We start from the raw sequence: 12,603 nt of genomic DNA, 5'->3' as shown, positions 1-12,603 counted from the left end.
AGGAGCAGCCATGGCTGAGATCGTCCTCGACAACGTCGTCAAGCGGTACCCGGACGGCGCGCTCGCCGTCGACAACTTCAACCTCGAGATCGCCGACGGGGAGTTCATCATCCTCGTCGGACCCTCGGGGTGCGGGAAGTCCACGACCCTCAACATGGTGGCGGGGCTGGAGGACATCACCCAAGGTCGCCTCCTCATCGACGGCGACGTCGTCAACGACAAGGCGCCCAAGGACCGCGACATTGCCATGGTGTTCCAGTCCTACGCCCTCTACCCGCACATGACGGTCGGCGAGAACATGGGCTTCCCGCTCAAGCTCGCTGGCGTCGACAAGGGGACGATCGCCAAGAAGGTCGGTGAGGCAGCGGAGATGCTCGAGCTCACCCAGCACCTCGACCGGCGCCCGTCGAACCTCTCCGGTGGCCAGCGCCAGCGCGTGGCGATGGGACGCGCGATCGTGCGCTCCCCCAAGGCGTTCCTCATGGACGAACCGCTGTCCAACCTCGACGCCAAGCTGCGCGTGCAGATGCGCACCCAGGTCTCGAGGATCCAGAAGAACCTCGGCACGACGACGATCTACGTCACCCACGACCAGACCGAGGCCATGACGCTCGGGGACCGGGTGGTCGTCATGCGCGGCGGGGTCGTGCAGCAGGTCGGCTCCCCCACCGAGCTCTACGAGCACCCGACCAACCTGTTCGTGGCCGGGTTCATCGGCAGCCCGTCCATGAACTTCCTGCCGGGACGGCTCGAGGGTGGCGGCAGGATCACCACGTCGCTGGGCGACGCCACCCTGCCCGACGAGCTCCGGCAGGCGCTCGACAAGGCCGCGTCGAGCTCCCAGGACGTCATCGTCGGCATCCGGCCCGAGCACTTCGAGGACGCCCGGCTCGTGCCCGAGGCCAAGGGAGGCGCGCGGTTCAACGTGCCCATCGACATCGTCGAGGCGATGGGCTCGGACATCTACGCCTACTTCACCGTGCGCGGCGAGGGCGCCCACTCCGCCGACCTCGACGACCTCGCAGCCGACGCCGGCAACGACATGCACGGCGGCGACGGGACCTCCGTCACCGCACGGCTCGACCCGGCCGCCCGCACCCGTCAGGGACAGGAGGCGGAGCTCTGGTACGACACCTCGCAGCTGCAGATCTTCGACGCCAAGACCGGGGACAACCTGCTCGAGGGCGTCACCCGCGCCAAGACGGGGTCGGAGAACGCCCCGACCTGACCCACCGTCAGCCCTTCGACCTGCCCTTGGCGCGGGCGATCTGCTCGAAGACCTCTTCGGACCACACATGCTCTCCGAAGAGCTGGTAGCGCGTGCCCGCGAGCCGCACGTAGGCGTCCCCCTCCGCCTCGTGCGCCTCGACGAAACCGCCGTCGCGGGCGAGCTCCATGACCATGGTGAACTCCTCGCAGTACCACCGGGCCGCGGCGTGCGCGGCCGTGAGCAGGGTGCCCTCACGGAACATCAGCCGCGCCGCCCACGCCTCCACCATCTCGGCCAGCAGCGGGTAGTTGAGGGGGTCCTCACACTTCACCTCGGCGCGGGCGAGCCGGGCCAGCGGGACCCGCTCGAGGAAGATGCGCCGCAGGTTCTTGCCGCGCAGGTCACTCCGGCCGCGGATGCCCTCGGGCGCCAACGTCGTCCGGATCCGCGTGACGTCGGCCTCGATGAGGCTGTCACCGAGGGCGCGCACGACCGAGACGCGGTGGTGCCCGTCGCGCACGAAGTACATGTCGCCGACCTGGTAGACGTCGATCGGCGGGATCGGCTCCCCTCGGCGGACCGCCTCGGCCAGACGCTCCCACCGTGCCCGGTTCCGCCCGGACGTGGGCCGGAAGCTCGGGTCGAACTCGCGCACCTTGTCCACCGACCCGACGATCTGGGAGACGGGGATGCTCTGCACCCCGAGCGACTGCTCCCCCCGGTTGCCGAGGGCCTTGAGGACCTCGTCCAGTGACAGCACCCGCGCCTGGTCGCCCCGCACCTTGCGGGCCAGCCCGGACATGCGTTGCTGCCGTCGGACCTTGAGGAAGTCCGCCTCGGCGTCGGCCCGGGGGAAGCCGGTGTCAGAGACCATCGTCGGCGCCGCCTCGCTCGATCTCGAACAGCCGCACCGGCACGACGTTGCGGACCGTGGTGCCGCCCACTCGCCGGTCGGGTCGCGCGTGTCCGTGAGGGTGGATGTGGCCGTGCAGCAGCCACGTGGGATGCAGCCGCTCGAGGAGCCCGTGCAGCGCCTCGATCCCGACATGCGGACCGTCGTCCTCGTCGCCCAGCCCCAGGGGTGGGGCGTGGGTGAGGAGGATGTCGACGTCACGGCGCCCCCGTCCTCGCAGGCCCCACCCGCCGTGCGCCCGCCACGCGAGCCGACGAGCCCTGAGGTGGTACTCGCGCTGCGAGTACATGTTGGGCCCCGGCCGGTAGCGGACGCAGCCACCGAGGCCCGCGATCCGCAGTCCTGCGACCTCGACGACGAGCCCGTCGACGTTGACCGCCCCGACGGGACGGGGTGCGTCACAGGGCATCCCGGAGTCCAGGTGCAGCCCACCGCGCGAGAGCGTGGTCGTCACGACGAGCGGGTCGTGGTTGCCCGGGACGAAGACCACCGGTGCGTCGACGGCCGAGGCGACCGACTCGATGTAGTCCCAGGGCAGGTCGCCGGCGCTGACGACGAGGTCGGGTCGCATCCGGGTGAGCCGCTCCCCCACGAGGGAGTGGTCCACCTCGTCGGCGATGGCGAGGACACGCACCATCGCCCCAGTATGCCGGTGTGACCCGGAGGCGTCACCCAGCCGATCGTCACCTCGGGGCCCCCGGTTCTCGGCGCGGCTCAGCCGGGTCCAGCGCGAGGAGCGCACCGGACCCGGCTGAGTCGTGTCTCAGCGACCCTCGAACGAGTCGCCTCAGACTGCGAGCTCTCGTCGCCGAGCGCCCATGAGGAGCAGTCCACCGAAGGCGAACAGTGCGAGGGCGAGACCCAGCAGCAGGCTGGCCTCGGCCCCGGTCTGCGCCAGGTTGCCCGTGGGTGGTCCCATCGCCACCACGCCGGTCGGAGCGGAGCGGACGGTGCCGGCGCTTCGGCTGGTCTGCGGAGTTCCGTCGCGAACGCCTCCGACGTCGGTGAGACTCATCGGCCCGGAGGGGCTGGCCGGGCTGGCCGGGTTGGCCGGGTTGGCCGGGTTGGCCGGGTCCACGGGATCCGTCGGGTCGACGGGGGTCGTCGGGTCGACGGGGGTCGTGGGATCGGTCGGGTTCACCGGGGTGGTCGGGTTGACCGGGTCGGTGGGGTTGGCGGGCAGCACCGGCGGGGTGGAGCCGTCGGTCGTGCTGCCTCCGGTGCTGGAGTCGCCGATGACCGAGACGGCGTTCCCGCCGACGGTCACCGGTGCGGTGACCGGAGCCAGGACCTGGTTGCCACCGAGGACCGAGTCCTCACCGGAGGTCACGACGTCATTACCGACGCCGTCGCCGACAGTGCCCGACGTGGTGTCGGAACCCTCGGTGCTGGAGTCGCCGACGACCGAGACGGCGTTCCCGCCAACGGTCACCGGGGCGGTGACCGGAGCCACGACCTGGTTGCCACCGAGGACCGAGTCCTCACCGGAGGTCACCACGTCGCCACCGACGCCGTCACCGACGGTGCCCGACGGAGTACCCGACGTGGTGTCGGAACCCTCGGTGCTGGAGTCGCCGACGACCGAGACCGCGTTCCCGCCGACGGTCACCGGGGCGGTGACCGGAGCCACGACCTGGTTGCCACCGAGGACCGAGTCCTCACCGGAGGTCACGACGCCACCACCGACGGTGTCACCGGTGGTGCCCGACGGAGTACCCGACGTGGTGTCGGAACCCTTGCTGCTGGAGTCGCCGATGACCGAGACCGCGTTCCCGCCGACGGTCACCGGGGCGGTGACCGGCGCCGAGACGTGGTTGCCGCCAGCGACCGAATCCTCGCCCGAGGTCGACGACGAGCCACCGGTCGCGCCCGAGCTGGGAGTCGCGGCGGACGTCGTCGCCTGCTTGCTGCTGGAGTCGCCGATGACCGAGACGGCGTTCCCGCCGACGGTCACCGGGATCGTGACCGAGACGACGGACTGGTTGCCGCCGAGGATGCTGCCGACTCCTGTGGTGTCGTCAGCGTGTGCCTGGGCGGAGAAGACGAGTCCCCCGCCGACGACGAGGGCGATCTTGAGCCCTCGCCTCATTGATGCGCGCATGGTGGTTCCTTCCGTGATTGATGTGGGTGAGCCCGCGAACGCGGGAACTGCTCGAACAGCGCCAGTGAGCAGGCGCCGGAGCGGCATCAATCAGGGCGGGAGCCCGGGTCCAGGGCAGGCCCCGGACAGGGCAGCGACGTGTGCGACGTCAGTGCGGCAGAGGAGCTGATGGGCAGGGTGAGCGTGCTGGGAGCGGTCGCTGCGTCCGAGCCAACGGACCCTGCGGATCCTGCGGTGCCCGACCCGGGGACGACGGCGGGACTGAGAAGCGACGGGGCTGGCGTCGGCGTGTCCGACGGACGGTGTGCACCGGTCGGCCGGACGACGGCCGTGGCCCGCTCGACGCTGGTGGCGGGCAGGGCCGCGGGCGAGGCTGCCGTCGCACCGAGGCGGTCGACGGCCACCGGGGACGCCGGCAGCGCCACCACGGCGGCGGTCCCGGTGCGGGTGTCCGTCGAGACACGTTCGACGTCGATCGGCGCTCCGGTCGCTCGCGGAGTGTCGGTCACGGGGGTCGACGGAATGACGGCGACCACAGGCTTCACGACGCCCACCGCGGGATCGAGCACCGCTGCGACGGGTTCGAGCACCGATCCGACAGGTTCGAGCACGGGGAGGACGGGCGTGACGACGGCGTCGGTCACCGGAGCAACGATGGGCTCAACAGCGCGAACGACGGCGTCCGTCGCCGGCTTCACCGCGGACGTGGTCGATGAGATCACGGCGCTGGTGGTCTTCGCGACGTCCGCGACAGGCTCGGCCACCACGGCGGTCACCGCCTCGAGAGGCTGGGTCACCACGGCTTCGACGGGCCTGACCGGCTCTTCGGCGACCACGTTCGACCCCGCCACGACGCTGTCGACGACTGCGGCAGTGCTGCTGACGACCGTGGTGACGGACGCCGAGGCGACGCCGAGAGGTCCGGCATCGTCGGCCCGTGCTTGCGTCGTCGACGCGAGGAAGAACCCGAGGATCATGAACGCAGCGCCCATCACCAGCCTGACCAGGCCGATGCGAGACGACACAGCGCTCACGACACACCCCCGTTCCTCAACTCGTCGGACCTCGATCCTCCCCGGTCGCGCGCACCTCTGGCGGGAGAGCATCGGGTGGAAAGGAACACGCGAGCGAGTGACTACGTGCCGGTACCACCCCTCTGAACTGCGATCTTGTGCCAATTGCCCTGTACGCCAACGCTCCTCACGAGGCGGCAGGTGGGAAAGGCACGGCGGACCCCGTCCGAAAGATAGTCCCTGCCACGTGGCCTCGGGTCACCCGATGACGACCTCGAGCCCCGGTGCCTGCACATCGACGACCTCACCGTCGGCGTTCACCGAGACCGACACCTGGACGTCGCCGACCCGGATGCCCCGCACCGTCGTCGCGCCGAACGGTGCGGGACTGATCGGGGAGATCGCGAGGGTGCGGTTCGGAGCGTCGGCGCTGAGGCCGAGCACCACCTCGACGAGTGCACCCGCGGAGGCTGCGGCCCACGCCTGCGGTCGGCACGACGCGGGGTAGGGCACCGGGCGTCCGATGAGCAGCTCTCCCCCGAACAGCTCGGGCCAGCGGTTGCCGGTCCACGAGCCGACCTCGACGAGGGCGCCGAGCACCCGTGCGGCCTCGTCCGTGAAGCCCTCCTGGGCGAGCCCCAGAGCTGCGATGGCGTTGTCGTGCGTCCAGACCGATCCGGTGTGGTAGCCCACGGGGTTGTATGCCGGGTTGTCCCGTGACAGCGTGCGCACCCCGGCCGCCCCGAGCATGTCCGGGGCGGTCAGTGCGTGCGCCGTGCGCCGGGCCTCGGGGGCGCTGAGCACGCCCGTCCCGAGGACGTGTCCCATGTTGCTCCCGACCCCGTCGACGGGCCGGCCGTCGCCGCCGATCGCCATCGCCAGGTGGCGGACCGACGGGGAGTCGACCCAGAAGCGTTCGCGCAGTGTGTCCGTCATCTCGTCGGCCCAGGTGCGCCACTCGTCGCCGGACTCACCGAAGACGGACTCGAAGAGGTGCGCCGCACCGCGAGCCGCCGCGACGGCATACGCCTGCGTCTCCACCAACGCGATGGGCGCGTCGGCGATCGTGCCGTCGCTGCGGCGCATCGAGTCCCCCGAGTCCTTCCACCCCTGGTTCTCGAGACCCGAGCCGCTCTCGTCGACGTAGCGCAGCATCCCGTCCCCGCGCCCGGCCTCTGCGCGCATCCACGAGAGGGCGGCACGGAGGTTTGGCTCGAGCTCGCGGACGACCTGCTCGTCCAGGCCCCACCTCCATGCGTCGTGCAGCAGCCGAACCCACAGCGGCGTGGCGTCGACCGAGCCGTAGTAGACCGGCGGCAACCGCATGCCCGTCACCGGGTCGACGTAGGTGCTGCGCCGCACCTCGTGCAGGACCTTGCCCGGCGCGGACGCGGTGATGCTGTCGGTCGCAGTCCCCTGGCGACGCGCCAGTGCGCGCAGGGTCCCTCGGGCGAGGTCGGTGCCGAACGGGAGCATGAAGCGGGCCGTCCACAGCGAGTCCCTGCCGAACAACGTGAGGTACCAAGGGGTCCCGGCTGCGGCGAAGACGTCCCCGGGCGCCTCGGGGTCGGTGAGCAGGAGCCCGCGCAGGTCGGCGAGCGACTGGGCCATGAGCCGGCCGGGCCGGGGGTCCGCGGACTCGATCGCCACGCCGTCCCAGTCGATCGCGTGCCAGCCGGCGTCGGTCGCGAAGACCGGTTTGCCGCGCCGCCGGCTCGTGACGCGGGTCCGCAGGGAAGCCGTGCCTCCCGGTACGACCGTGGTCGACCAGACCCAGGTCGTGCCGCCCCCGTCGTCAGGGCCGACGGCGCCGCCGTTCGCCGTGAACGTCGTCGTGTGCCGTTCGTCCTCCCACGTCACGCAGTCCCCCGCGGCCAGGGTCGGCAGGACCTCGCCGGAGACGCCTCCCTTGACCGTGCCCACGTCGGCGCCGTCACCGCCGAGCCGGATCGAGAGCCGCACCTCGACCGGTGCCGCGGCGTGCGAGGCGATCGTCAAGGTCTCGTGCATCCCCTGGTCCACGAGCACGCGCTCGCGAAGGAGCTCCACCGTCGGGTCCGCGCCCGCGTCCCCGACGGAGCGAAGGAGGGTCGAGACGGTCGTCGTCGGGCCGGAGCTGGCCGCCGCGAGCCACGCCGGTCTCTCCCCCTCGGCGCGGACCTCCCACACCGAGAGGACGCGGCGGTCGTCCACGAACAGGCCGGTGCCGGGACGGCCGGCGTCGCCGTGCCGGTCCGACACGCTGGTGACGTTCCCCCGCACCGCGATCTCGAACTCGTGGAGCCAGGGCTGCACGTAGCGGGTCATCCTCGCGCTCGATCCGCGGTGCCGCGATCGGCGCGCTGCATCACTTGACAGCCAAACGTGGTGGGGGTCACAGTGAGCACCTTAGCGATTTGAAGGTTCAAATTCGAGTGAACGCTCGACAGGCCGTCAGCCGCACCGCTTCTCACCGTCGAGGAGGTCCGCCATGGCGACACCGCCGTCCGCCCGAGCCCGCGCGACCGTCAACGACGTCGCGCTCGCCGCCGGTGTGTCGCGCCAGACCGTCTCGAACGCCCTCATGCACCCCGAGCGGGTCCGCCCCCAGACGCTGCAGCGGGTCCACACCGAGATCGAGCGGCTGGGCTACACCCCCTCCACGGCCGCCAGCTCGCTGCGGCAGCAACGGGCCGGCGCCGTCGGCATGGAGCTCACCGGGCAGGGGGCGGACACGCTCAGCGACGCCCTCGCTCCGTTCCTCGTCTCGCTCACCATCTGCGCCCCCCGCCACGAGTGCCACATCGTGACGTTCGGGTCCGACGGGGGCGGCCCGGTCCTCGAGCAGTACCGCGAGATGTGGCGGAGCCGTCTCGTCGACGCCTTCGTCCTCATGGACACCCACCACGACGACCCCCGCCCGGCGTGGCTGACCGGTCACGGGATCCCGTTCGCGTCATTCGGCCGGGTCTGGGACGACCCCTCGTTCACCGCCTGGGCCGACGTCGACGGCCGCGCGGGTACCGACGCCGCGGTGGAGCACCTCGTCTCCCGCGGCTACGGGCCCATCGGGTTCCTCGGCTGGCCCGCGGGCTCCCTCGTCGGCGACGAGCGCCGCCAGGGGTGGGCCGACGCCACGGCCCGCCACGACCGGTCGCACGCCACGCTGCAGGCCACGACCGAGCAGCGGTTCCCCGACGCGGTCGCCGCGGCCGGCCCCCTGGTCGAGCGGGTCGGGCGCGGCGGCGCGGTCGTCTGCGCCTCGGACATGCTCGCCCTGGCCGTCCACGAGGTTCTCCTCACGCGCGGGATGACGCCGGGCCGAGATGTGGGGATCGTCGGCTTCGACGGCTCCCAGTCGGCCCGGGCCCACGGCCTCACCAGCATCGCCCAGCCCTACCGGGCCATCGCCGACGAGCTGCTCACCCAGGTCCACGACCAGCTGACGACCGGTCGCGCGCACTCCACCGGCTCCATGCTCACCCCGACCCTCGTTGCGGGCTCCAGCTCACAACCCTGATCCACCTCCGTCCCTGCACCCCACCACCCAGGAGAAGTCATGAACACCAACCGCGCTCGCCGCTCCCGCGCCGCCATCGTCTGCGCCGCAGGAGTCATCCTCTCCCTCGCCGCCTGCGGCGGCGGCGGAGGTTTCGAGGAGGAGTCCTCGGCCCCGCAGCAGTCGACCGGACCGGCCAAGCTGCAGATCCTCATCGGAACCTCGGGTGACGCCGAGACCGCGGCGGTCAAGGCCGCTGCGGACGGCTGAGCGAAGAAGACGGGCAACACCGCCGAGGTCCTCGTCGCCTCCGACCTCAACCAGCAGCTCGGCCAGGGCTTCGCCGGTGGGACCCCGCCGGACATCTTCTACGCCGACGCGGCTCGCATCGGCGACTTCGCCAAGGCCGGGAACCTCTTCGCCTACGGCGACCAGGTCAAGGACGCGGGCTTCCTCGACACCCTCGTCAAGACCTACACGTACGACGACAAGCTCCAGTGCGCGCCCAAGGACTTCTCGACGCTGGCGCTCGTCATCAACACCGACCTGTGGACCAAGGCCGGCCTCACCGACGCCGACATCCCCAAGGACTGGGCCGGTCTCGAGGCCGCCGCCACCAAGCTCACGAGCGGCAAGGTCACCGGCCTCGTCGTCAGCGGTGAGTGGGCCCGGCTCGGCGTCTTCATGCGGCAGGCAGGTGGCTGGGTCGTCAACGAGGACGGCACCGAGGTCACGGCCGACTCCGCCGAGAACCTCGCGGGGCTCACCCAGGCCAAGAAGATGCTCGCGGCGGGGACGATGAAGTACGCCAAGGAGGTCGACTCCGGCTGGGGCGGCGAGGCGCTCGGCAAGGGTGTCGCCGCCATGACGATCGAGGGCAACTGGATCCGCGGCGCCCTCACCAAGGACTTCCCCAACATCAAGTCCAAGGTCGTCGAGCTCCCCGAGGGCCCCGCCGGGAAGGGCACCCTCCTCTTCAGCAACTGCTGGGGCATCGCCGCCAAGTCCAAGGCGCAGGCCGCCGCAGTCGACCTCGTCAAGACGCTGACGTCGACCACCCAGCAGATGGAGTTCGCCAAGGCCTTCGGTGTCATGCCGTCGACCAAGGACGGCAGCCAGCAGTACGCCCAGCAGTTCCCCGACGACGCCGCCTTCGCTGCCGGTGGTGAGTACGGTCAGGGCCCGGTCAACGCCCCCGGGTTCGACCCGGTCATGGCCGCGTTCAACACCGATCTCGAGCAGCTGAAGACCAAGGAGCCCAAGGCCATCCTCGAGAGCCTGCAGAAGAACGGCACCTCCGCCCTCGGCGGGAAGTGACCGATGTCAACAGCCACGACACCCCGCCGCGGCCGGAAGGCTCCCGGCCGCGGCGGTACCCGCGGGGGTGAGACGACCGCCGGATGGCTGTTCACCGCACCCATGCTCGTCATCCTCGGGATCTTCCTGTTCATCCCGGTGGTCATGGCCTTCTACGTGAGCCTGACCAGCTGGAACGGCAACGGTTCGCCGTTCACCGGCGGGGAGAACGCGAAGTTCGTCGGGGTCGACAACTACACGTCCCTCTTCGCCGAGGACGGCCTGCGGCGGCAGAACTTCATGCAGAGCATCGGCAACAACTTCTGGTTCGTCTTCTTCGTCGTCCCGCTCCAGACCGCGTTGTCGTTCTTCCTCGCCATCATCGTCAACAACAAGTTCCTCAAGGGCAAGGGCTTCTTCCGCACCGCCTTCTACTTCCCCTCGGTGACCAGCTCCATCGCCATCTCGGTCGTCTTCATCTTCCTCTTCGCGAACTCGGGGGCGGTCAACGCGGTCCTGGGCAAGCTCGGCGTCGACGGCCCGGCGTGGTTCAGCGACTCGCGTGGCCTGTTCCACATCGCGGCCGGAGGGGTCGGCGTCGACACGGCCCCGGGCTTCGCCCAGGCCGAGGTGTTCGGCCGAAGCCTGTGGGACTGGTTCTCCGGGCCATCAGTGGCCATGTGCGTCGTCATCATCCTCGTCATCTGGACGACGACGGGCACGTTCATGCTCATGTTCCTGGCAGCGCTGCAGGACGTCCCGGTCGAGGTCGAGGAAGCCGCCATGCTCGACGGCACCACGGGGTGGCAGAAGATGCGTCACGTCACGGTGCCGATCCTCAAGCCGGCCTTCTTCCTCGTGACGACCCTCGGACTCATCGGCACGTGGCAGATCTTCGACCAGATCTACGTCATGGGCAAGGGCGCGCCGGCCAACACGACGTTGACGCCGGCGTTCCTCTCCTACAAGCAGGCGTTCACGACTCTCGACTACGGCACGGGAGCGGCGATCTCGTTCGTCGTCTTCGCCCTCATCATCGCCCTCACCTCCGGCCAGCGATGGCTCCTGCGAGATCGTGACGTGCCGTCGAGACGCAAGGCGCGAGCGGCGAGCATCGCGGCCTCCAACACCCAGACCGGAGCAAGGAAATGACCCTCCGCACACCCCAGTGGAAGCTGCTCGTGCTCTATGGCCTGCTCATCCTGTTCGCGATCGGGTTCATCTACCCGTTCTTCATCCAGATCGCCACGTCGTTCAAGTCCAACCCGGCAGCCACGGAGGACCCGCTCAGTCTGATCCCCAACCCGCTCGACCTCGACGCCTGGCGGCGGATCTTCGGACTCGAGGGCGGCTCGGCGGTTCCCATCCCCCTGTGGACCCTGAACTCCTTCTTCGTGGCCTCCGTCGTCACCGTCCTGCGGGTCTTCCTCGACAGCCTCGCCGGGTACGCACTGTCGCGGCTGAAGTTCCGCGGCCGCGGCTTCATGTTCGCGACGGTGCTCGCCGTGATGAGTGTGCCCGGGGTGGCGCTGCTCCTTCCCAGGTTCCTCATCGTCAACTACCTCGGCATCTACGACACCTACACCGCGATGATCCTCCCCCTCATCGTCGACGCCGCCGGCGTCTTCATCATGAAGCAGTTCTTCGACTCGATCCCCATCTCGATCGAGGAGGCCGCCCGGATCGACGGCGCCAGCGTCTTCCGCACCTTCTGGTCGGTCGTGCTCCCCATGGCCAAGCCCGCGCTCATCACCCTGACGATCCTGTCGTTCCAGGGATCGTGGAACGAGTTCACCCACTTCCTCGTCGTCACGCAGGACGTCGAGAAGCGCACCCTCGTCACCGGCCTGGCGAGCCTCGCGAGTGGTGAGCTCAGCGCGGGGACGCAGTACCCACTCAAGCTCGGCGCCGCCCTCATCACGACCATCCCGGTCGCGATCCTGTTCTTCATCTTCCAGCGCCACTTCACCTCGGGCGCCAACGAGGGCGGGGTCAAGGGGTGAGCCACTGACGAGGTCCGTGCGCACCGGTAGCGTCTCGTCATGGACATCGAACGATCCGACCTCATCGAGTTCCTGCGGACGCACCGCCAGTTCCTGCGGTTCACCGTGCAGGGCATCACCGACGAGCAGGCGCGGCAGCGCACCACGGTCAGCGAGCTGACCCTCGGCGGTCTCATCAAGCACGTCGCCGCCACCGAGCGGCAGTGGGCGACCTTCATCACCGACGGTCCGCAGCAGTCAGCCGCGGTGGACTGGGAGAGCGTCGACTGGAGCGACCCGCCGCCGGAGGTCAAGGCCTTCATGGACACGCACCGGATGACCGAGGACGAGACCCTCGAGGGCCTGCTCGCGACCTACGCCGCGGTCGCTGCGGAGACCGACTCGCTCGTCGAGACGCTGCCCGACCTCGATGCGAGCCAGCCGCTGCCGGAGGCCCCGTGGTACGAGCCGGGTGCGCGCTGGACGGCGCGACGGGTCCTGCTGCACATCGTCGCCGAGACCGCGCAGCACGCGGGCCACGCCGACATCATCCGGGAGTCGCTCGACGGCCAGAAGACGATGGGCTGACCCCCGTGTGACGACGTCCTGA

At 70.2% G+C, this 12,603-nt stretch carries 11 protein-coding genes and 1 pseudogene; 7 read left to right on the top strand and 5 right to left on the bottom strand.

The genetic code is table 11. The annotated features are described in order from the left end of the window. Positions 1–10 precede the first annotated feature (10 nt). Positions 11–1,228, top strand: coding sequence for an ABC transporter ATP-binding protein (locus N801_RS04785; RefSeq protein WP_052112609.1), 1,218 nt, complete (start codon positions 11–13; stop codon positions 1,226–1,228). Between the two features lie 7 nt (positions 1,229–1,235). Here the strand turns inward: N801_RS04785 and N801_RS04780 are convergent, their stop codons facing one another. The 5 genes from N801_RS04780 to N801_RS04760 form a co-directional block, all read right to left on the bottom strand. Then, entirely contained in the window at positions 1,236–2,084 is an 849-nt protein-coding gene (locus N801_RS04780; RefSeq protein ID WP_035933601.1) for a ParB N-terminal domain-containing protein, read from the bottom strand. Continuing rightward, positions 2,074–2,760, bottom strand: a complete 687-nt coding sequence (locus N801_RS04775; protein WP_035933599.1) for a metallophosphoesterase family protein — start codon at positions 2,758–2,760, stop codon at positions 2,074–2,076. The genes N801_RS04780 and N801_RS04775 overlap by 11 nt, the downstream gene beginning before the upstream one ends. Before the next feature lie 150 nt (positions 2,761–2,910). Then, positions 2,911–4,224, bottom strand: a complete 1,314-nt coding sequence (locus N801_RS21505) for a hypothetical protein (protein WP_035933596.1) — start codon at positions 4,222–4,224, stop codon at positions 2,911–2,913. An 86-nt stretch (positions 4,225–4,310) separates the two neighbouring features. Next, positions 4,311–5,258: a hypothetical protein gene (locus N801_RS19560; RefSeq protein ID WP_156996482.1), complete on the bottom strand. Its 948-nt coding sequence runs from the start codon at positions 5,256–5,258 to the stop codon at positions 4,311–4,313. 237 nt (positions 5,259–5,495) lie between these two features. Beyond that, positions 5,496–7,544 carry an amylo-alpha-1,6-glucosidase gene (locus N801_RS04760; protein WP_035933592.1) on the bottom strand — a complete coding sequence of 683 codons (2,049 nt, stop codon included), beginning with the start codon at positions 7,542–7,544 and terminating at the stop codon, positions 5,496–5,498. A gap of 163 nt (positions 7,545–7,707) precedes the next feature. On the opposite strand from N801_RS04760, the gene N801_RS04755 reads away from it, so the two are divergent. From N801_RS04755 to N801_RS04735, 6 genes and pseudogenes are all read left to right on the top strand, one after another. Then, the gene (locus tag N801_RS04755; RefSeq protein ID WP_035933589.1) at positions 7,708–8,736 is read left to right on the top strand and encodes a LacI family DNA-binding transcriptional regulator; all 1,029 of its coding nucleotides are present in this window, start codon (positions 7,708–7,710) and stop codon (positions 8,734–8,736) included. Between the two features lie 39 nt (positions 8,737–8,775). Then, positions 8,776–8,985: a hypothetical protein gene (locus N801_RS21500; protein WP_245618220.1), complete on the top strand. Its 210-nt coding sequence runs from the start codon at positions 8,776–8,778 to the stop codon at positions 8,983–8,985. Between the two features lie 15 nt (positions 8,986–9,000). Further along, positions 9,001–10,032, top strand: a pseudogene (locus tag N801_RS04750) (extracellular solute-binding protein); the annotation flags it as partial. Between the two features lie 3 nt (positions 10,033–10,035). Then, a complete protein-coding gene (locus tag N801_RS04745; protein ID WP_035933587.1) occupies positions 10,036–11,163 on the top strand; it encodes a carbohydrate ABC transporter permease in 1,128 nt (375 codons plus the stop codon). After that, the gene (locus N801_RS04740) at positions 11,160–12,014 is read left to right on the top strand and encodes a carbohydrate ABC transporter permease (RefSeq protein WP_035933586.1); all 855 of its coding nucleotides are present in this window, start codon (positions 11,160–11,162) and stop codon (positions 12,012–12,014) included. The genes N801_RS04745 and N801_RS04740 overlap by 4 nt, the downstream gene beginning before the upstream one ends. Positions 12,015–12,053: 39 nt before the next feature. Further along, positions 12,054–12,581 carry a DinB family protein gene (locus N801_RS04735; protein ID WP_035933584.1) on the top strand — a complete coding sequence of 176 codons (528 nt, stop codon included), beginning with the start codon at positions 12,054–12,056 and terminating at the stop codon, positions 12,579–12,581. Positions 12,582–12,603 lie beyond the last annotated feature (22 nt).

The organism is Knoellia aerolata DSM 18566, from assembly GCF_000768695.1.
Classification (GTDB): domain Bacteria; phylum Actinomycetota; class Actinomycetes; order Actinomycetales; family Dermatophilaceae; genus Knoellia; species Knoellia aerolata.
This window is presented reverse-complemented; position numbering and strand designations above follow the sequence as displayed.